Source organism: Pseudomonas sp. H3_E07 (genome assembly GCF_054668895.1).
In genome coordinates this window covers 1,677,613-1,695,806 of the sequence record NZ_CP162795.1, presented here as the reverse complement: position 1 = coordinate 1,695,806, position 18,194 = coordinate 1,677,613, and the positions used below count along the sequence as shown (strand labels likewise).

The window sequence follows — 18,194 nt, the reverse complement described above, 5'->3', positions numbered from 1 at the left end:
GGCGCTAAGCCTTAATAAACGTTTCATGCAAATGGCGCCACAGCAGCGCACCACTGGCCTGCTTTTCGAACACTACCGTGGCGCGGCGATCCGTGCGGGTGCCGCTGTCGTCGAGCTGATGTTCGCGATAGGTCACCGTGGCGCCACGTGCATGCCGATCGATGCCGGTCATTTCGCTCAAGGTGATCTTCAACCCTGGACGCATGCCGCCCAAACGCGTGAACAGGGCGTTGACCCCGGCGGCATTGACCCGTGTGCCGGTCGCCGGGGCAACCATGCTGAATTCCGGTGAGAAGCGAGCGAGCAAGGTCTGCAAGGTGCCCTCAGGCGCAACCCCGGCAAACCATTGCTCGATCTCCACGTGGGTCTGGATCACTTCTTCGAAAAAGTCGCTGTAATCAATCATCGGTGAGGCTCGCTGGCAGGGTGAAGCAGTGAGCGTACTCTGGATGCATCCAGGCGCAGCACTGCAAAAAGAGGCAGCAGGGTCAAGGCTGCCGCCATCGTGAAGGTTATGGCGAAAGAATCCAAGGCCGACAACAATGCACTCAGCGCTGCCGCGCCCAGGCAGAAGCTCACTTGGCGATTGATGTTCCACAGGGCGCTGGCGTGGCCCATGCGTTCGGCGGGGATATCCACAAAGGCCAGGGTCTGCGCGGTGCTGCTGCACAGGCTGCCACCCAACCCCATCAAGAGGTAGGCAGGGATGATCAGGGCTGGCGCGTTGAGCAACAATATGCCGACGCATTGCAGCGCCATGCCCGCCAGCAACAACGGCTTAGGGCCACAGCGGTTGAACAGTTGTTTGCTGAGGAAAATCGCCAGCGCCGACGCCAGGGCCCAGGGCAACATCAGCGCACCGGTTTGTGTCGCGTCATAGCCGAGTCCGCGCAAGTAGAGGATGGCGATAAGGCTGGTGCCGATGAATACGCCGGGGATGCACAGGTAGATCAGCATGGCGGTGCGCAACATCGGGCTGCGCACTTGTTGGAAAATACTGCCCACGTCCAGCTTCGGACGAAGCTTGGCCGTCACATCGGGCGTTATCCACAGCAGGGTTAGCAGCAAGGTAATCAACGCCAGGGGCAAGTTGGCGTAGAAGATCCAGCGCCACGACAGGCTGTCGACAATCAACCCGCCCAACGCCGGGGACAGCGCCGGCACCAGCAGTGCTACCGACATCACCCGCGCCGTCAATTGGCTGCGCTCAGCCGCAGGGAAATGCCGGTAAGCCATGGCCTGTCCCACGGGAATCAGCAAGCCGCCGCCCAGCCCCTGCAGGGCGCGCCAGCCGATCAGCGTTTCAATCGAACTCGCCTGGCCCACCATCACCGAAGCGCCGGCGAACAACAGCAGGCTGGCGGCGATCAAGGCTCTTTCGCCCATCACCGCCGCCAGCCACACACTCAGTGGAATGATCACGGTCAGGCCGAGCAGGTAGGCGTTGCTGATCCATGCCAGTTGAGTGACCGAAGCCTGCAGTTCGCGGGCAATATCCGGGTAGGCGACTGTGGCGACAAACATGTTCACCAGGTCCAGGGCAAAGCCCAGCAAAAAGATCCAGGCGACTTTCGAGCGGTAGGTCATGAGCGCGATCCTGCGAATGAAGCGGGCAGGGTAGGCCGCGCATGCTGTTTGGGAAACGTCGGTTTGCCTGTTAGTTTGTCAAAAATATTTTGACAAAGGAGGGCGCCGCCGATGGTCAGCCTGGACCGATTCGACACTTTCAAGGCCGTGGTCGAGGCCGGCTCGCTTACCGCTGCCGCCGACTTGTTGGGCCAGACCCGCGCCGTGGTCAGCTTCAACCTCAAGCGCCTGGAAGCGGAGCTGGGCGTCACCCTGCTGACCCGTAACACCCGGCAACTGGCGCTCACCGATGCCGGCGAGCGTTTCTACGTGCGCTGCACACGCATGCTCGAAGAAGCACGGTTGGCGGTGGAAGAGGCGCGTTCGGAGCATGCCCAACTCAAAGGCACGCTGCGCATTACCACCACTGTGGAATACGCATTGGCCGTGGTTGCCCCGGCTGTCGAAGCCTTCCGCCGCCTGCATCCAGACCTGAACATCCACTTATCCACCTCCTCGACCCATGCAGACCTGATCTCCGAGCGTTTTGACGTGGCGATTCGGCTGGGACGCCTGCTGGATTCCAATCACCGTGCGGTGCAGTTGTCGTCGTTCGACGTGTTTGCCGTGGCGGCGCCATCGTTGGGCGGGGTGAGTACACTGGATGAATTGGAACAGTTGCCCAAGCTGGGACATGGCCGATTGACGGAGTTGCGCGTGACCGATCCCCAAGGCGGCGAACATCTCTATCGCCCCGGCCACGCGTCACTGGTCGCCGACAGCGCAGCCGTGCTCCAGGCCTTCGCCGTGCGCGGACATGGCGTGGCAGTGTTGCCGCAATGGCTGGTGAAGGACGATCTGGAGGCCGGGAGGCTGGTGCGCTTGTTGCCGGACCATCGTTTTGCCCCGCAAGGGGTCTACGCGATGTATCCGGACACTCGGCATTTGCCCCTGAAGGTGCGGGCGTTTATTGATTTCATGAAGGGTTAGAGCGAACCGGCCAGCCCGAAGCGCTTCTTCAACACCTTCTCCAGCAGCCCCTTGGGCAACAACGCTGCCATCAACGGTAACGCGCGACTGCCATTGCCCGAGCGCAGCAGGCGGGGCGGTTGTGGTTGTTGCACGGCCTTCAATACATCCGCCGCGAACACGGTGGCCGGCGTCGGCTTGTCCTGGGACGCCTGGCTGCGCGCCCGGATGCCATCGCGCAGCGGCCACCACGGCGACTGTTCATTGATCAACAGTTCGGCCTGGGCGCCGGCGTTTTTCGCAAAGCTCGTGTTGATCGCGCCGGGTTGCACTTCCATGACCCGCACGCCAAACGGTGCCAGTTCCATGCGAAGTGCGTCGCTCAAGGCATGCACGGCCGCTTTGGACGCGCAGTAGGCGCCGGCAAACGGGGTCACCAGCACACCGGAAACACTGCCGATGTTCACCACCACTCCCTTGCTGCGCCGCAGGGCCGGAAACAGCGCCTGGGTGACGCCGACGATGGAAAACACATTGGTCTCGAATTGGCGTTGCATTGCCTCGGTGCCGCCGTCGAGCAATGGGCCCATGGCGCCGTATCCAGCGTTGTTGACCAGCACATCCAGTTCGCCCAGTTGTTCGGCCAGCCGTTGCAGGGCGGCGCTGTCGTTGACGTCCAATTGCACCGCGTTAAAGCCTGCGGCCGACAAACCGGCGACGTCTTCCGCACGGCGGGCGCTGGCCCACACGCGGTAGCCTGTGGCCTTGAAAGCGTCAGCCAGGGCACGGCCGATGCCGCTGGAGCAACCGGTGATCAGTACGTTGGGCATGGATCGATCCTTCATCAGTCCGAGAAACTGCCTTGCAGGTGCTCGGCACGGAACTCCAGGGTTTGCGGGCGGTAGCCGGGGCGTAAAGGTGGGGTTGGCAAGCAATCGTCCCAGGTGCCGCCGGCTTGCAGTTCGCCAGGGCCGCGATAGCGTGGGGCGGCATAGACGTTGTCGGCCAGGTTGACCGAGTCGCCCGGTGCATAGGCGGCGACGCGCCAACGCAGCTCAGTGAGGGGCACATCGTTGCCATTGTTGAGGGTCAGTTTCAGCGGACGGTCCGCAGGGCATTCCTGGGGAGCATAGCTGATGCGCAGTTCCAGGCGTGCCAGTTGGGAGGCTTCGCGGTTATCCAGCCAGACGACCCAGATGGCCACGAAACCCAGGCCAACGGCGGCGGCCAACGATACCGGCAAGGCTTTGGCCGGGTAGCGCAGCAGCAGGATCAACCAGGTGATGATCAGTAGGACGCCGAAGAACATGAGGACAGTCTCGTATGCGGATGAACCATCCTACCTGCGCGATGGCCTGGATGCCTATGGCGAGTCTCTGTTTTCATGAGGGAACCGCACAATGCCTTTTCTCCACAAATCCAGCATAGGGACATGCAGATTGCCCAGGAGGGTATCAACCCCAGTCTGATCAAGTGAGACGAACTATGATTGCTTCAGCCGTGCTTATACCTGCTGCCACGTCCGCACTGTCGTCAGTGGCTTCCTCTCTTCTCACGCCTCAATCTGCGCCAGCGCCGAGCAGCGCTGCAACATCGAATCAAGCGAACATAAAGCATGACACTCAAGCGCAGCCCCGCATGCAAAGTCAACAATTGACCAACCTGGGGCAAACGCTGCTGCAAGGGGCTGCGACGCTTTTCCCCACAGCGTTACGTGGCGGCCCCGAAGAAAAGGCGAAGGGCGCTGGACTGATGGTGGGTGGGGCTGCCGCAGAAGGTCTTGGGAAAAGGTTTGGCATGAGTGGTGGTCTGTTGAGCAAAGCCGTTGGCGCCGGTTTGGTATATGGCGGCAGGGCTGCTCAGGAATTTGGCAAGAGCCGATACGACAGCGCGGACAGCACCACGAACAACACGGGTAACTACAACGCCTACTCCCCGTCGAATTGGGGGAGCAGGCCGGCGTCGTAACGGGCTGGCGGTGCAATAAAAAAGCCCCCGCCCAACCGGCTGCGGATAGGGGACGCAGTCGACTGGACGGGGGCTTCTTTTACGACTGTTTTACTGCGCGATAGTTTTCACCGACACGCCACGTTCAACCGGCGTCGAGCGACCGTAGATATCTTCAAAGCGCTCGATGTCGTCTTCGCCCAAATAGCTGCCCGATTGCACTTCGATGATTTCCAACGGGATCTTGCCCGGGTTGCGCAGGCGGTGCACCGAGGCGATCGGGATGTAGGTGGACTGGTTCTCGGTGAGCAGGAAAACGTTCTCGTCACAGGTGACTTCAGCGGTGCCGCTGACCACGATCCAGTGTTCGGCGCGGTGGTGGTGCATCTGCAGCGACAGGCACGCGCCCGGCTTGACCGAGATGTGCTTGACCTGGAAACGCCCACCCATGTCCACCGAGTCGTAGGAGCCCCACGGGCGATAGACTTCGCAGTGGTTCTGGGTTTCGCTGCGGCCCTGGTCGTTGAGGGTCGAGACCATCTGTTTGACGCCCTGGACCTTGTCCTTGTGGGCAATCATCATCGCGTCCTTGGTTTCCACCACCACGATGTTGTCCAGGCCGATCACCGACACCAGTTTACCGTTGCCGTGGATCATGCAGTTGCGGCTGTCCTGGATCACCACGTCGCCTTTGCTGACGTTGCCGTGGACGTCTTTGTCGTTGACGGCCCACAGCGAGGCCCAGCAACCCACGTCGCTCCAACCGGCGCTCAGCGGCACCACGCAGGCGCGCTGGGTTTTTTCCATCACGGCGTAGTCGATGGAGTTGTCCGGGCAGCAGGCGAAGGTGGCTTCGTCGAAGGACACCGTGTCGGCGGTCTGTTCGCTGCGTTCAAGGGTCAGCAGGCAGGTGTCGTAGATGTCCGGGTCGTGCTTTTTCAGCTCTTCGAGGAAGCGGCTGGCGCGGAACAGGAACATACCGCTGTTCCAGAAGTAACCGCCGCTCTTGACGAACTCCATGGCGCGTTTTTCATTGGGTTTTTCCACGAACTGCTCGACGCGGCTCACGCCTTCGGGCAGCAGCGAATCGTTGGTGGACTTGATGTAGCCATAACCGGTTTCCGGACGGGTGGCCGGCACGCCGAACAGCACCATCTCGCCACGCTCGGCGGCCACGGTGGCCAGGGCCAGCGCACGCTGCAGGGCTTTCTGGTCGTCGATCACGTGGTCGGCGGGCAACACCAGCATCAGCTCGTCGCGGCCTTCATTGACCAGCATCATCGCGGTGAGGGCCACGGCCGGCGCGGTGTTGCGGCCGAACGGTTCCATCAGGATGCGCTGGCTTTCGAGCTTACGCGCGGCCAGTTGCTCGTTGACGATGAAGCGGTGGTCCTTGTTGCAGACCACGATTGGGGAGTCCATGCCTTCAAACACCAGGCGCTCCAGGGTTTGCTGGAACAGCGTGTGCTCGCCGGTCAGGGCCAGGAATTGTTTAGGGAACTGTTTACGCGAAAGCGGCCAAAGACGTGAGCCGCTACCACCGGAAAGGATGACTGGAATCATGGGTGTTTCTCCTTGAATCGATTTGGGTCAGAGCTACGAAGGTTTGTCGTTTCACTCTTGTTTTTGTCTCGGTCTCTGTGGGAGCGGGCTTGCTCGCGAAGGCATCAGCTCGGTGCATCTGACAAACCGAGTCGTCTGCATCGCGGGCAAGCCCGGCTCCCTCAGGGAAATAATCAGCGGGTCGACACCGGGCGTTTCACCCACACTGGCGACAGGCTCGAACCGGAACCGGTGACGTACAGCACCGCCGCTTCACCGCGTTCCAGGGCCACCGGCTTCACGTCGCCGACTTTTTTGTCGCCGTCATACAGCGCCAGGCTGACCTTCACCGGGTTGATTTCGCGCTCGCCACGGCCTTTGGCAGCGACTGCCTTGACCACGTCGGTCTTGCCGTCAGCGGTCTTCAAGGTCAGGGCCTTATCGCTGAGGTTCTGCACGCGCACCAGGGACTTCTGCTTGTTCTTGAACGGTGGCTCCTCGATCAGCTGTGGCTGGCCGCTGCCGCTGTTGACCAGGGTGTAATAGTGGTCGGCGGCGAGTTTGACCGGCACGGTCTGGCTGCCGACCTTGGCGCTGTAGTCACCGCCGGGCATGAAGCTGAAATCACTGCTGGCCAGTGGTGCGACATCGCTCAGGTTGGTGGCGCCGACAGTGGCGCTGACTTCCTGATTGCTGGCGTTGTAGATCCGCACGAAGCTCGAACCTTTTGGCGCGGTAGGGCCGTAGAGGGCGGCGTCGCCACCGGCGAAGGCGGACATCGATACGAAGCTCAGGCCGGCTGCGATAGCCAGGGTTTTAGCGAGACGACGAGGAGTTGTAGTGAAAGTCATGTGAGTTACCTCTCTTTCAGTTTTGCGCCCGGTCGGGCGTCTCGGATTTTTGGTTTTTAACTGGGGTGTTCAGTGCCATGTTCTGTTGGCGCGAACCGGCTTGTTTAAGCTGCGCAACCCAGGACGGGTCGGCATCACCGATTTCGTTGTTCACGGGCAGATAACGTTCAGGAAACTCCCAGATCAGCACCTGGGGCGGGCTGTTCTTGAAGTCATCGCTTTTGAGGTAGCTGAGCATCGGCAGGATCGGGCCGTGGCCGTCTTCGGCGTAGCTGACCACGTCGCTGCCCAGGGCTTGCTTGAGGGCGCCGACGAAGTTCCAGTTGGGGTTGGCGCTGTAGCTGGTGCCCACCAATGCCACCGGGGTTTCGCTGTCGCTGAACAGGGCATCGTCACCTTGGGTTTCGGCCAGGTGCGTGACGCGTTTTTCCAGCGGTTCTTTCGGCGGCATCAGGTTTTCGAACAGCGGGTCCAGGGGCAGGAACAGACGCAGGTCGCCTTTATGCGGCTCGGTCTTCTCGGCTTCGGTGATAAAACGCTGCGGCTCGCCGTGAAGCGGGGTCTTGTCGGCGATGGTCTTGGCCAACTGCTTGGCAGCGATTTCGGCACCGTCCGGTGTCCAGTGGGTGTCGGTGCGCAGGAACACTTGCTTGCCGCCGAGCTTGGCCTGTTGCAATGGGCCGAGCAGGTCCGGGGCGATGATCTTGTCGGCCGCGACACGGGCGTGGAAGTCCTGGTACAGGTTGGCGTGGATGCTGGCCGGTTTCACTTCACCCAAATGTTCCGGGTAAAGGCGCACCTTGGCTGGCACGATCGCCATCACCAGTTGAATGCCCTGGGCCTTGAGTTTCTGGCGCACGCCTTCGACCAGCGCGTAGTTGCCTTCAAGGTTCTGGTCTTCGTTGACGGCGGGGTTGAATTCCTCGTCGCTGTACAGCCAGTGATCGCGGCCCAGCACCACACCGGGACGGCCTTCATTGAACAGCTTGTAGTCCAGCGCCGCCCACAGGTTGGTGCCGATGCGCTTGATCGGGAACTCGTCGTCGTAGTGGGTCTCGACGGCTTTGGTCCAGCGACCGTTGAGCACGGTGGCGTCGGCATTGGTGCTGAAGCCGAAGAAACTGCGCAGCGACCAGGCGCCCAGGGCCAGCAGCAGCACCAGGAACAGGCCGATATAGAGGACGCGTAATGAACGGGTCATGGTCGGCTCCCTCAAAATTGGAAGTAAAGGAACGGCGAGAAACTCTGCGCCGACAGTTTGAGAATCGACGCCACGAACAGCAGCAGCACCGCAGCGCGCATCGCGTAGCGTGGCCAGTCAGCGGTCCAGTAGGCCGGTTGCACGGCGGCATCTTTGCCCACGGTGAAACCGGGTTCGTGGATGCTGCCTGGGTTGTCGCCCGGCACAGCCTTGATCAGGCTAGGGTCGGCCGGTTTGGTCTTCTCGGCAGGACGATTGGTGTAGAAGTCGCGCAGGCCGAAGAACGCCAGGGTTGCATACGCCACCACCAGGGTTGCCACTTGCAGGCCGGTGAGGTTGGCGCGGTTGAGTTCCGACAGCGACCACTCGCCAAAGCTGAACATCGCACCGTACATACGGCCGGCGACGTGCAGGTTCTCGGCGCGGAAGATCACCCAGCCCATCACCACCAGCAGGAAGGTGAAGGCCCAACGCACCGGGTTGAAGCTGCGCGGCGAAGTGTTGAGGCCGATGGCTTTTTCAATCGCCAGCCACATGCCGTGCCATGCACCCCACACGATGTAAGTGATGTTCGCACCGTGCCACAGGCCGCCGAGCAGCATGGTCAGGAACAGGTTGCGGTAGGTGGTCAGCGTGCCTTTACGGTTGCCGCCCAGGGTGATGTACAGGTAGTCACGCAGCCAGGTGGACAAGCTGATGTGCCAGCGCCGCCAGAACTCGGTGATCGACTGGCTGATGTACGGCTGCTTGAAGTTCTCCATGAAACGGAAGCCCATCATCAAGCCCAGGCCGATGGCCATGTCGCTGTAGCCGGAGAAGTCGAAGTACAACTGCGCGGTATAGGCCAGCGCGCCGAGCCAGGCATCGCCCGTCGTCGGGTTTTGCAGGGCGAAGCAATGGTCGGCCACCACCGCCAGGGTGTCGGCGATGAAGACCTTCTTGATGAAACCCTGCATGAACCGCGTGCAGCCCTCGGAGAACTTGTCGAGGGTGTGGGTGCGGTTGTTGAACTGATCGGCCAGGTCGCGGAAACGCAACACCGGGCCGGCAATCAGGTGCGGGAAGATCGCCACGAACGCCGCAAAGTCGATCAGGTTGCGGGTTGCAGGGGTATCACCGCGATACACGTCGATGATGTAGCTGATGGACTCGAAGATGTAGAACGAGATCCCGATCGGCAGCAGCACGTGGGTGAGAATGAACGGCTCCAGGCCGGCCGACTTCATCATCACGTTGATGCTGTCGACGCCAAAGTTGGCGTACTTGAAGTAGCCGAGGATGCACAGGTCGACCACCACGCCCAGCAGCAGCCAGCGCTGGGCCGGCTTGGTGCGCACGCCTGCCGCACCGACCTTGAGGCCGATCCAGTAATTCCACAGCGTCACGGCGGCGAACAGCGCCAGGAAGTCCACTCGCCACCAGGCGTAGAACACGTAGCTGGCCAGTAGCAGCAGCAGGTTGCGATAGCGTTGCCCGCTCAAGTAGTACAAGCCGAGAAAGATCGGCAAGAACAGAAACAGGAACACATTGGACGAGAAAACCATCCCGATCTCTCCATGTTTAACCAACAGTCAAGGGCCAGAGCCCCCCCAAACCCCCCCACGATTTCGGGGGAGGGCTGTATTGCATTCTCACTGTCGAAACCGGGTTAACCGTGGGAGCGGGCTTGCTCGCGAATGCGGTGGTTCAGTAACAGATGTGTCGATTGACACACCGCATTCGCGAGCAAGCCCGCTCCCACATTGGGACCCTGCTTCGTCAGTTGATTTTTCAGCTGCCTTTGTTGCCTTTTTCGTGCGCCGGGTCGTAGACCTTGGTCAGGTCACCCCCGAGGCGGAACGTCTTGAAAGGCTGCATCCCGTGCTTGCGCTCGATCACATCCGGCGCACAGGTGTAGAGGGTGCAGAACGGCTCAAGCCAGGCATATTTCATGTCCTCCTTGAGGTCTTTCATATCCTGCTCTTTGCCGTTCTTCTGTTCGAAGATCTCCGGATCCTTGACCCCGGCCAGCACTTTTTCGCCCAGGCGCTTGAGCGCGCTGTTGTTTTCCTGGCGCAGGTCCACACCGTTGACCAAGGCAAAGCTGGCGATCATCGACAGCGGCGGCAGGGCGTAGTTGTGGTACGACAGGGCGCGTTGCTGGCGCTTCAATTCGTTCGGCAGGAAGCCTTGGTCGTCGACCTGATTCGCGCCGACCTTGTATTCCTTCACGGCCCAGTCGAACAGGTCGCGACGGTTGGTGGCGACGGACGTTGCCATCACCGACCAGGCGGCCCAGTAAGAGTGGTTGTTGGTTTTTTCCAGCGGCAGGTTGTCCCAGTCGCTCACCACCTGGTCGGCCAGTTTGTTGAACCAGGCTTCGATCAGCTGCGATTCCTGCTGGTGGTTGGCCAGCGGGTGCGACTCGGAGAACTTCAAGCGCACATAGGCCGACGCCATGCTGCCCAGTGCCCATTTGCGCATGGACTTGCCGGTGTGGTTGAAGTCTTTGGACATCAACGCATCTGCCCGAGCCCATGTAGCCAGCCAGTTGAGCGTGCATTCCAGTTGTTCGGGCCGGCCATCGCGCATGAACTGCATCACCCGCTTGCTGGTGTCTTTTTCCAGCTTGGTGATGTCGGCGGTGCTGTCACGAAAGGCTTTTTCGGATTGCACATTCAGCGTGGAACGGGCCTTGTCCGAGCCTTCGTACTTGCTGCGAAATTGCAGCGAGCCGGTGTACGGCGCGGGCATGGCGTCGCAGTCATTCTTGAAGTCGCCGGTCTTGAACGCTTCAATCGGTGCGAAATAACCCTGGGGTGGACGCAGTGGGGCGGCGGCGTTGACTGAGCCGGCGAACATCGCCAGGCCGAGTAACGTGGGAATCAATAACTTCTGCATAAGTAACCTCATTGCCCAGTTGAGGCGGTCTGTTGACCACCGGCTGGGAATACGTTGCGTGTGCAAATTTTCGCTTCGACTTTCTGCGCGGCAGCGCCCGCTTCGGGACCCTGCACTTCCACGGCCAGCAAGTTCTGCGAGGCCCAGTCTTCATCGGTGCGCAGTTCAAAGGCGAAACGCCCGTCTGTATCGGATGTTTCGGGTTTTTCGATCTTGATGTCCTCGTGGCGCCCGTTCATGTACCAGAGGGTGGCTTGCAGGGTTTTCACCGACGGGTCGGCGAAGCGGATATCAACCTGGTGGTTGGCGTTGCGCAGGTCTTTATTCGAACTGTTAACCAGCAATTCGTTCTTGCCGGGCTTCAATGTCGTGCTGGCGGTCATCTGCGCGGTCTTGCCTTCGCAGCCGTTGTCCAGCAGCGCCATCATCTGGCGGTAGATGGTCTCCTGGTCCAGGCGATACAGCGGCGAGAATTCCCAGATCAGAATCTTTGGCGGGGTCTTCTGGAACTCTTCGCTGCCCAGGTACTGGATCATCGAGCCTTCCAGGCCACCGCCGGGGAAGGCGACGTTGAGGATGTCAGCACCGATTTCCTGCTCCAGGAAGCCGGCGAAGTTGTAGTTCTTGCCACTGTGACTGGTGCCCACCAGCGTGATCTGCGGGTTGCCCGAATCGCTGAACAGGTCGCCGTCGCCCGCTTCGCCCTTGGGCTCGGTGGAGAACTGATCCATGTACTGGATCGCGTAGCTGGTGCCACACAGTTGCCCGGCCATGTTGTGCAGGGTGCCGGTCTTGCCCATGCGTCCGGACACTTTGGTCTCGAATTCACGCTTGGGAATATCGGCAAATTCAGGCATTGCACGCACTTTGGCGCCGACGATTTTCGCCGTGCGCTGGGCACCATACGGGGTCCAGTGCTGGTCGCCACGGAAGTAGAAATCGTGGGCTGGCAGCTCATCCGGCAGTTGCTCGTTGGTCAACGGCGACAGGTCCGGCACCACGTAGCCCATCTTGGCGAAACGGCCGAGCATGGTCTTGTAGTTGGCCAGTGCCTTGTCGAAATCGAACTTGGCTTTTTCTTCCGGGTTGAGCTTGTTGCGGTTCACCAGGCCACGGGTCGGCTGGTAGACCACCACCAGTTCCACGCCCTTGGCCTTGAACGCATCGTGCAGCTGTTGCATGCGCTTGTAGCCGGACGGGGTGGTATCGAATTCGGTGCGCAGGTCTTCCTGGGTCCGGAACAACCAGTCGCCCTGGGCTTGCACCAGGGTGGTGAAGTTCTGCTGGTAGCGCGTGGTGTAGTTGCGCGCATCGTGGGCGGCCGGACACAGGCTGCAGCACGGCTCGGCGGTGAAGGTCGGCGCCTTGACTTCGTCGGCGCGCACGCCCTGGCTGGCCGCGAGCAGGCCGAGGGTCAGACCCGAGAGGCTCAACAGTTTGATCATGTGTGGGTGCATAAGGGTCATCCTCAGTCCTGCAATTCGGTCTGGCGTTCGACAGGGTCGATCAGCACGGCTTTCTGCTGGCGTACCAGCAGGTCGAGAATCTCTTCCTGGCGATCGCCCAGCACGCCGTTGAAGCTGATGCCGCTGGATTTGGTCGGCGCCAGCATCGACACGCGGTACAGCTCCACGCTCAACGGCGAGTCGATGGACAGCGGCCCGCTGCCGTTACCCGCCAGTTCACCACCGACCACGATCAGCGAGACCTTGGCGTCGAACGGGTCGAGGGCGATGTCGCGGTCGGTGTCGGTCAAGTCCTTGATGTGGCCATAAAGCCCGGTCAGGCCGTTGGCCATCGAGGTGTTTTCGTACAGCTTGATGTTCACGCTGTTACGCACGCGAATACCGTGGCGACGGTTGGCAATCACTTTGTTGCCCCACAGCAGGTTGTCGCCGCTCTCATAGAGGGTGATGCCGTCGGTGTGGTTACGGTAGAACTCGTTGTCGGCCACGATGTTGTTGACGCTGTTACGGTCGAGTACCAGGCCCGAGAGCTTGTTGTCGTAGCTGCGGTTGTTGAAGATGAAGCTGTCGTTCACTTCCCGGGAAATGATGATGCCGTGCTTCTTCTTGGTGCCGTAGACGGTGTTGTCCGCGATGATCAGACCGTGGGAACGGTCGTGGGGGTCAATGCCGTAGACGATGTTGTCTTTGTAGGTATTGCCCTTGATCACGAAGTTCGTGGTCTCGTAGCAGTAGAAGCCGTACCACATGTCCGAGAACTCGGAGTTGATGATCCAGCCGGTCGGCTCTGGACGCTTGAGCACCTTGGCCATGTTCGGCGTGTACTGGGAAATACTCACCCCGTACGACTTACTGTTGGCGTAGCCGAAACTGGCCATCTTGGTGTTGGAGATGTAAGTCTCGGTGCCGCCCCACGCCAGTAGAAACGGACGGAATTCCTTTGGCGACTTGAACAGCGCCGGGCCGTTGGCTTTTTCGCTCCAGCCGGTGACTTTGGTGTCACGCACAAACAGCTGGCCGTCGTTGATCAGGAACGAACCGCCTTCCTGGGACAGGCGCAACTCCTGGGTTTTCTTGTCGATTTCCAGGATGCCCTTGCGACCGACCACGATTGGCAACTTGGCCAGGAATACACCCGGCGATGTCTCGCTCAGGTACTGTTTGGGCACCTTGCCCAGCAAGTCCTTGAGGTTCATGTAGCCGTCGTCGACAAAGATCGCCTGGGGAATGCCGTGCTGGCGCACCACCCATTCGGCCATCTTGTTGTCACCGCCGATGAAGTCCTTAAGGGCATCTTCCTGCATCATGCGGCGGATGCTGATCTTGCCTGGCTTGGCGCGCACGATCTTTTTTTCCATCGCCGCGTCGGTATAGCCCGACAGGTCCGGCAGGGCCGGCTTGGCCATTTCCAGCGGCGCGGTCGGCGGGCTGGAGATGGTGTAGGTCTTGGCCTGTTGCAGCTCTTTGGCGATGGTCGGCGCTTTAGCCTGCGGCGCGACATCGGCCATGGCAGCAGCGCTGGCCAGCAGCATCGCTGCCGCCAACATGGCCGAGCCTTTGAGGGCTTGAGGGTTCATTGCGCAGGCTCCCATCAGAACTTCCAGATCACGTCGACAAAGGCGCGATGCATGTACGAGTCAACCTGGCTGCCATAGGCGTCGCCCGGCTTGAACACACCTGCACGGAAACGCACCAGGGCCGATGGCTCGTCGATCGACTGGCTGAGCGCAGCCGGCAACAGGCCGGTCTTGAAGTACTTGGTGACCACCAGGTCCATCTCCTGGCCCAGGTCTTTCTTGCCGTCTTCGAGCGGCAGGGAAGTGCTGGACAGGATCGCGCCGGTCACGTCATCGGTGTTGTTCTGTATGGCATCGATGCCGTTGCTGCCCACCGGCTTGTTGCCGTCGACGCGCCAGAACTTGTGGTACACCAGGCTGGCGTCGTAGTCCTCGCGCAGCTGCCAGGAGCCGAACAAGCTCATGGACTGCATGTTGTTCATCTCGCCACGGAAGGCTTCGCCGAAGCGGTGCACGCGGGACTGGGTGCCGGTCCAGTTCGAACGGTTGCTTTGCAGGCCGTTCTGCTCGTATTCGGCGCTGGCGCGGGAGTAGGCCGCACCGACTTGCCACTGTGGGTCCAGGCGCAGGCGGATACCCAGGTCGGTGGCCCAGCCATTCACGTCATCGCTGCGCTTGGCCGTGGTCGGACGGGTGCCGTCGGCGTTCAAGGCGTTGACCGTGTCGCGGTCGCCCTGCATACCGGTGATGCTCGCCCAATAGTTGACGGTGTTGGTGTTGCGCCAGTTGTAGGCGTCGCTGTTGGCTTCGATGCCGAGCCAGGTCAGGTCGCCGTTCTCGCGCTTGTCCAGCGAGTCAGTGGCGACGCCCGGTTCCGGGTAGTCCAGCTTGCCGTCGTCATGGGTGTGGTGAGCGCGCAGGCCGATCCACTGGCCTGGCGTCCACTGGTAGGCGGCGTCGGCGTAGAGGTGCTGACGGTCCTTATCCTTGGGCGACAGTTCCTTGAGGTCGGTGCGGTATTCGCTGAAGCGTTCAGCGACGCCGACGTTGGCCTTGAGCAAGGTGGTGTCGAAGGTCCAGTTCAGCGCTTCGATGTTGGTGTCGCGCCATTGGCCGTCGTCATTGCGCAGGCGTTGGCGGCCCAACTTGAGGATCTCGCCAGGGTAAGGCGTGAAGCCGCTGTAGCCGACCCAGAACTCACGCATGGCCAAGTAGTTTTTCTTAGTTTTGCGGTCGTTGTTGGTGGTCTGCTGGTTTTCGTCATCCGCCGACTGCTGCAGCGTGTCGGTCTCGATGATGTCGCTCGATACTACCGCCTGGCCCATGGCATAGGCGCTCCACGCGCCGCTTTCACCGTAGATCCACGGGCGCAGGTCGAGGCCGATACCGTTGACGTCGCCGCCTTTCTGCGTGCCGAGGTCGCGGTCATCTTCGGACTGGACGGTGGCTTTGACTTCCAGGCCGAAGTTTTTGGCTTCGGTCAGCGCGGCCAGGGTAGGGCACGACCACAGCAGGGCGAAGGTCAGGCCGATGCCGGCCTTGACGAATGGGTTGAGCTTCATAGGGATTCCTCGCCGTCTTCTTCTTCCAGGGCGTGCAGTTGCAGCGTGCTCTGAGCCAGGGTGCCGCGAGCGGCCAGTTCCTGTTGCACCAGGCGTTGGCCTTGGGCGCGTTGCTCCGGAGTCAGTGGGGTTTCCAGCTGCGTGGCCAAGTCATTGGCCTCTGGCGTGTCTTGGGCTTTAGCCAACTGGCTGAAGACATAGGCATTCAATGGGTCGGGCTTGGTGCCCTTGCCTTGGGAAAACAATTGGGCAATCGCGAAATCGGCGCTGTTCTGGCCATTGCGCGCAGCGGTCAGCAAGTGGTCCAGGGCTTTTTGCGGGTAAACCTTGCCCAGGTAGCCACGGCGATAGATCTGGCCGAGGTAGTAATCGGCGGCCACTTCCTTGCCCACGGCTTTTTCGAAGTGTGCTTCGGCGGCCTTGGCGTCGGCGGGCACCCACTTGCCTTCGTAGTAGAGCTTGCCCAGCAACAGCTCGGCGCGCGGTTGGTCGGCGGCGCGGCCGTTGTCCAGGTACTTCATCATCTGGTCGACATCGCCCAGTTCGGGGAAGTCGTAGAGCAGTTGTGCCAGGCTGACCCACGAAGCCGGGTAGCCGGGGGCGATTTTTTCCAGCAGCGCCTGGGCGGTTTTTTCGTCGGTCTTGCCAAGCGATGCATCACCCAATACACGGGCTACGCTGTCGACGCGTTGTGCAGTGACGGTGCCACGGCTGTAGCCGGCTTCCATCTGTTTGAGCAGCTCGGCCTGCTTTTCCGGCTCGGCTTTTTTCTGGTAAACCGTGGCCAACTCGACGTAGCAGATATCGGTGGTATTCAGCGCGGCCTTGCAGATGCGCTCCACGTCATCCAGATGCTGGTCGTAAGTGTCCTGAGTGCGATACAGCAGCACTTGGGCGAGGCCGGCTTCCGGGTAACCGGCGGCCTGCCATTGGCTGATCTGCTGCTGGGCATTCACATTCGGGAAGCTGTGCGGGTATTGCAGGTACAGCATCGCCAGTGGAATCAGGGTGTTGCCTTCGCCATTGGCAAAGGCTTTTTTCAGCAGGCCTTCGGCTTCATGGTGTTCGGCTTCGGTGCTGCCAGGCTTGGCCACCAGCAGGCGACCGAGACGGGCCTGGGCGCGGGGCGAAGTGTCCGCCGCGGCGCGGTAGGTGGCTTCAGCCTGTTTGATTTGCGCCGGATCGCGGGTGCCGACCTGGATGTCAGCCAGGCCCACCTGGGCCTCGCTGTAACCCAGGTCTGCCAGTTGCTGGTAATTCTGCTGGGCGGTGACGGTGTCGCCACGTTTCAACGCTTCGTTAGCCAGGCGTTGGTCGGGCAGGCCGGCGCAACCGGCGAGGCTGACTGCAACAGCTAGCAACGCCGCAGTACCCATGTGGGAGCGGGCTTGTTCGCGAAGGGGCCCTGTCAGTTGATGCATGTGCTGGCTGACACACTGCTTTCGCGAGCAAGCCCGCTCCCACAGGGATTGCGGTGTTTTTGAGAAAGTCGTCACAGGCATGTCCTCGCTTACAGACCGTGGGCCATGGCTTTATCGATCAGCCAGTTCAGGGACGGGCCACGGTCGCTGGTCACTTCCACCGGGCGACCGGCGTAGGTGCTGTCCAGCGGTGCGTCAGGCTTGATCTGCACGCGAATGTCGGAGGACAGGTCGGCGCTGTTCAGGCTGGTGCTGCTGACGATGGTGCCGGTACGGATCTGTTCTTCGTCGGCCACCTGGAAGCTCACCGGTGTACCTGGGCGAACGTCGGCGAACTGGCGATAGGTGAAGCGCGCTTCAACATTGGCGAGGCTGCCGCGCGGCACCAGTTGGAAGATCACATCACCTTTGTTGGCGTACTGACCGTCCGCGACCATTTGCTGGGCCACCACGCAATCGCAGGGCGACGTCAGGGTGCCGGTCATTTGCTTGCCGAACAGCTCTTCAACCTTGGCCGGTTGCAGTTGGTCTTCGTCCAGGTGACCCTTGAGCACGTCCAGCATGCTGGTGCTGAAGGTCGCCAATGGCGCGCCTTTGGCAGCGATCCCGTCACCCTTGAGCAGGCTTTGCACAGTGCCGTCGCGCGGCATGGTCACGTTCATGCCGGGTACGTTGACCAGGCCTGCCTGGGCGTGGCTGACGAAGTACATGCCGTAGATCGACTTGAAGACAAAACCGAACGCGGCGAGGCCGACTAGGAAGATCGCCAGGCTGAACGTCACGGCGCGCAGGCGGCCGAAGGCGCTCATGTTGCTGCCGCCGTCCTTGACCTTGCGCGCCTTGGTGAAGTTGTCGCGTTGCAGGGTCGCCAGCACGTCGCCCATGGTCACGATGTCACCGGACAGGTGCGAGGTGATCAGGTGGCGCAGGGTGGAAATGTCCTGAGCGTCGAGGTTCTGGAACTGGCAACCGGTACGGCCGCTCTGGCGATCGTAGGAGCGGATCTGCAACTCCACATCCATGGCCAGGCCGAGGTTGTCGATGACGAATTGCAGACGACCCTTGTGCACTTCCCCCACGGTCAGCGGCTGCGTGGCGGTGAACGCCAGGCCGCCAGCCGACAGGTCGATGACCCGTGCTTCGGTCTGGGTGCGGTCGGTGTTGAAGAAGCGCAGCTTGGCCGGGATTTTTACCCGGGCATGTTGGCGCTGGGCTTCGGATTCGTGGACAACGTTGGCGTTTACTTGGCTGTTCATGACGGTGTAATTCCTT

Annotated in this window: 16 protein-coding genes; 2 read left to right on the top strand and 14 right to left on the bottom strand. The window is 61.1% G+C overall.

What is annotated here, in order from left to right; translation table 11 throughout:
* Window positions 1-4 precede the first annotated feature (4 nt).
* Together AB4O08_RS07690 and AB4O08_RS07685 are read right to left on the bottom strand one after the other, a co-directional pair.
* Entirely contained in the window at window positions 5-406 is a 402-nt protein-coding gene (locus AB4O08_RS07690) for a hypothetical protein (protein WP_010212999.1), read from the bottom strand.
* Window positions 403-1,587 carry an MFS transporter gene (locus AB4O08_RS07685; protein WP_042571678.1) on the bottom strand — a complete coding sequence of 395 codons (1,185 nt, stop codon included), beginning with the start codon at window positions 1,585-1,587 and terminating at the stop codon, window positions 403-405. Before AB4O08_RS07685 ends, AB4O08_RS07690 begins: the two co-directional genes overlap by 4 nt.
* A gap of 111 nt (window positions 1,588-1,698) precedes the next feature.
* Between AB4O08_RS07685 and AB4O08_RS07680 the strand changes: the two genes are divergently transcribed.
* Window positions 1,699-2,556 (top strand): LysR family transcriptional regulator, encoded by an 858-nt coding sequence (locus AB4O08_RS07680; protein ID WP_010212994.1) that lies wholly within the window; start codon window positions 1,699-1,701, stop codon window positions 2,554-2,556.
* Here AB4O08_RS07680 and AB4O08_RS07675 read toward each other — a convergent pair.
* Both AB4O08_RS07675 and AB4O08_RS07670 read right to left on the bottom strand, forming a co-directional pair.
* The gene (locus AB4O08_RS07675; protein WP_154847403.1) at window positions 2,553-3,365 is read right to left on the bottom strand and encodes an SDR family oxidoreductase; all 813 of its coding nucleotides are present in this window, start codon (window positions 3,363-3,365) and stop codon (window positions 2,553-2,555) included. The two genes, AB4O08_RS07680 and AB4O08_RS07675, sit on opposite strands and share 4 nt — an antisense overlap.
* Window positions 3,366-3,379: 14 nt before the next feature.
* Window positions 3,380-3,844 carry a hypothetical protein gene (locus AB4O08_RS07670; RefSeq protein WP_010212990.1) on the bottom strand — a complete coding sequence of 155 codons (465 nt, stop codon included), beginning with the start codon at window positions 3,842-3,844 and terminating at the stop codon, window positions 3,380-3,382.
* Between the two features lie 329 nt (window positions 3,845-4,173).
* Here AB4O08_RS07670 and AB4O08_RS07665 point away from each other — a divergent pair, with 329 nt between their 5' ends.
* Complete coding sequence (locus AB4O08_RS07665) at window positions 4,174-4,503, top strand: hypothetical protein (protein WP_010212989.1); 330 nt, start codon at window positions 4,174-4,176, stop codon at window positions 4,501-4,503.
* Window positions 4,504-4,593: 90 nt separating this feature from the next.
* On the opposite strand, the gene AB4O08_RS07660 is transcribed toward AB4O08_RS07665, so the two are convergent.
* From AB4O08_RS07660 to AB4O08_RS07615, 10 genes are all read right to left on the bottom strand, one after another.
* Complete coding sequence (locus AB4O08_RS07660; protein ID WP_010212986.1) at window positions 4,594-6,045, bottom strand: mannose-1-phosphate guanylyltransferase/mannose-6-phosphate isomerase; 1,452 nt, start codon at window positions 6,043-6,045, stop codon at window positions 4,594-4,596.
* A 173-nt stretch (window positions 6,046-6,218) separates the two neighbouring features.
* Window positions 6,219-6,875, bottom strand: a complete 657-nt coding sequence (locus tag AB4O08_RS07655) for an alginate O-acetyltransferase AlgF (protein WP_021491856.1) — start codon at window positions 6,873-6,875, stop codon at window positions 6,219-6,221.
* Between the two features lie 16 nt (window positions 6,876-6,891).
* Window positions 6,892-8,076 carry an alginate O-acetyltransferase gene (locus AB4O08_RS07650; RefSeq protein ID WP_010212982.1) on the bottom strand — a complete coding sequence of 395 codons (1,185 nt, stop codon included), beginning with the start codon at window positions 8,074-8,076 and terminating at the stop codon, window positions 6,892-6,894.
* 11 nt (window positions 8,077-8,087) lie between these two features.
* Window positions 8,088-9,620 carry an MBOAT family O-acyltransferase gene (locus AB4O08_RS07645; protein ID WP_010212981.1) on the bottom strand — a complete coding sequence of 511 codons (1,533 nt, stop codon included), beginning with the start codon at window positions 9,618-9,620 and terminating at the stop codon, window positions 8,088-8,090.
* Between the two features lie 226 nt (window positions 9,621-9,846).
* Window positions 9,847-10,956, bottom strand: coding sequence for a mannuronate-specific alginate lyase (locus tag AB4O08_RS07640; protein WP_010212979.1), 1,110 nt, complete (start codon window positions 10,954-10,956; stop codon window positions 9,847-9,849).
* A gap of 8 nt (window positions 10,957-10,964) precedes the next feature.
* On the bottom strand, window positions 10,965-12,413 hold the full coding sequence (locus tag AB4O08_RS07635) for an alginate O-acetyltransferase (protein WP_010212978.1): 1,449 nt from the start codon (window positions 12,411-12,413) through the stop codon (window positions 10,965-10,967).
* 11 nt (window positions 12,414-12,424) lie between these two features.
* Window positions 12,425-14,014 (bottom strand): mannuronan 5-epimerase AlgG, encoded by a 1,590-nt coding sequence (algG, locus tag AB4O08_RS07630; RefSeq protein WP_029529241.1) that lies wholly within the window; start codon window positions 14,012-14,014, stop codon window positions 12,425-12,427.
* A complete protein-coding gene (locus AB4O08_RS07625; protein WP_460114787.1) occupies window positions 14,014-15,501 on the bottom strand; it encodes an alginate export family protein in 1,488 nt (495 codons plus the stop codon). Before AB4O08_RS07625 ends, algG begins: the two co-directional genes overlap by 1 nt.
* The gene (algK, locus tag AB4O08_RS07620; RefSeq protein WP_392397716.1) at window positions 15,498-16,922 is read right to left on the bottom strand and encodes an alginate biosynthesis TPR repeat lipoprotein AlgK; all 1,425 of its coding nucleotides are present in this window, start codon (window positions 16,920-16,922) and stop codon (window positions 15,498-15,500) included. Before algK ends, AB4O08_RS07625 begins: the two co-directional genes overlap by 4 nt.
* 89 nt (window positions 16,923-17,011) lie before the next feature.
* Window positions 17,012-18,178 (bottom strand): alginate biosynthesis protein Alg44, encoded by a 1,167-nt coding sequence (locus AB4O08_RS07615; protein WP_010212971.1) that lies wholly within the window; start codon window positions 18,176-18,178, stop codon window positions 17,012-17,014.
* Window positions 18,179-18,194 lie beyond the last annotated feature (16 nt).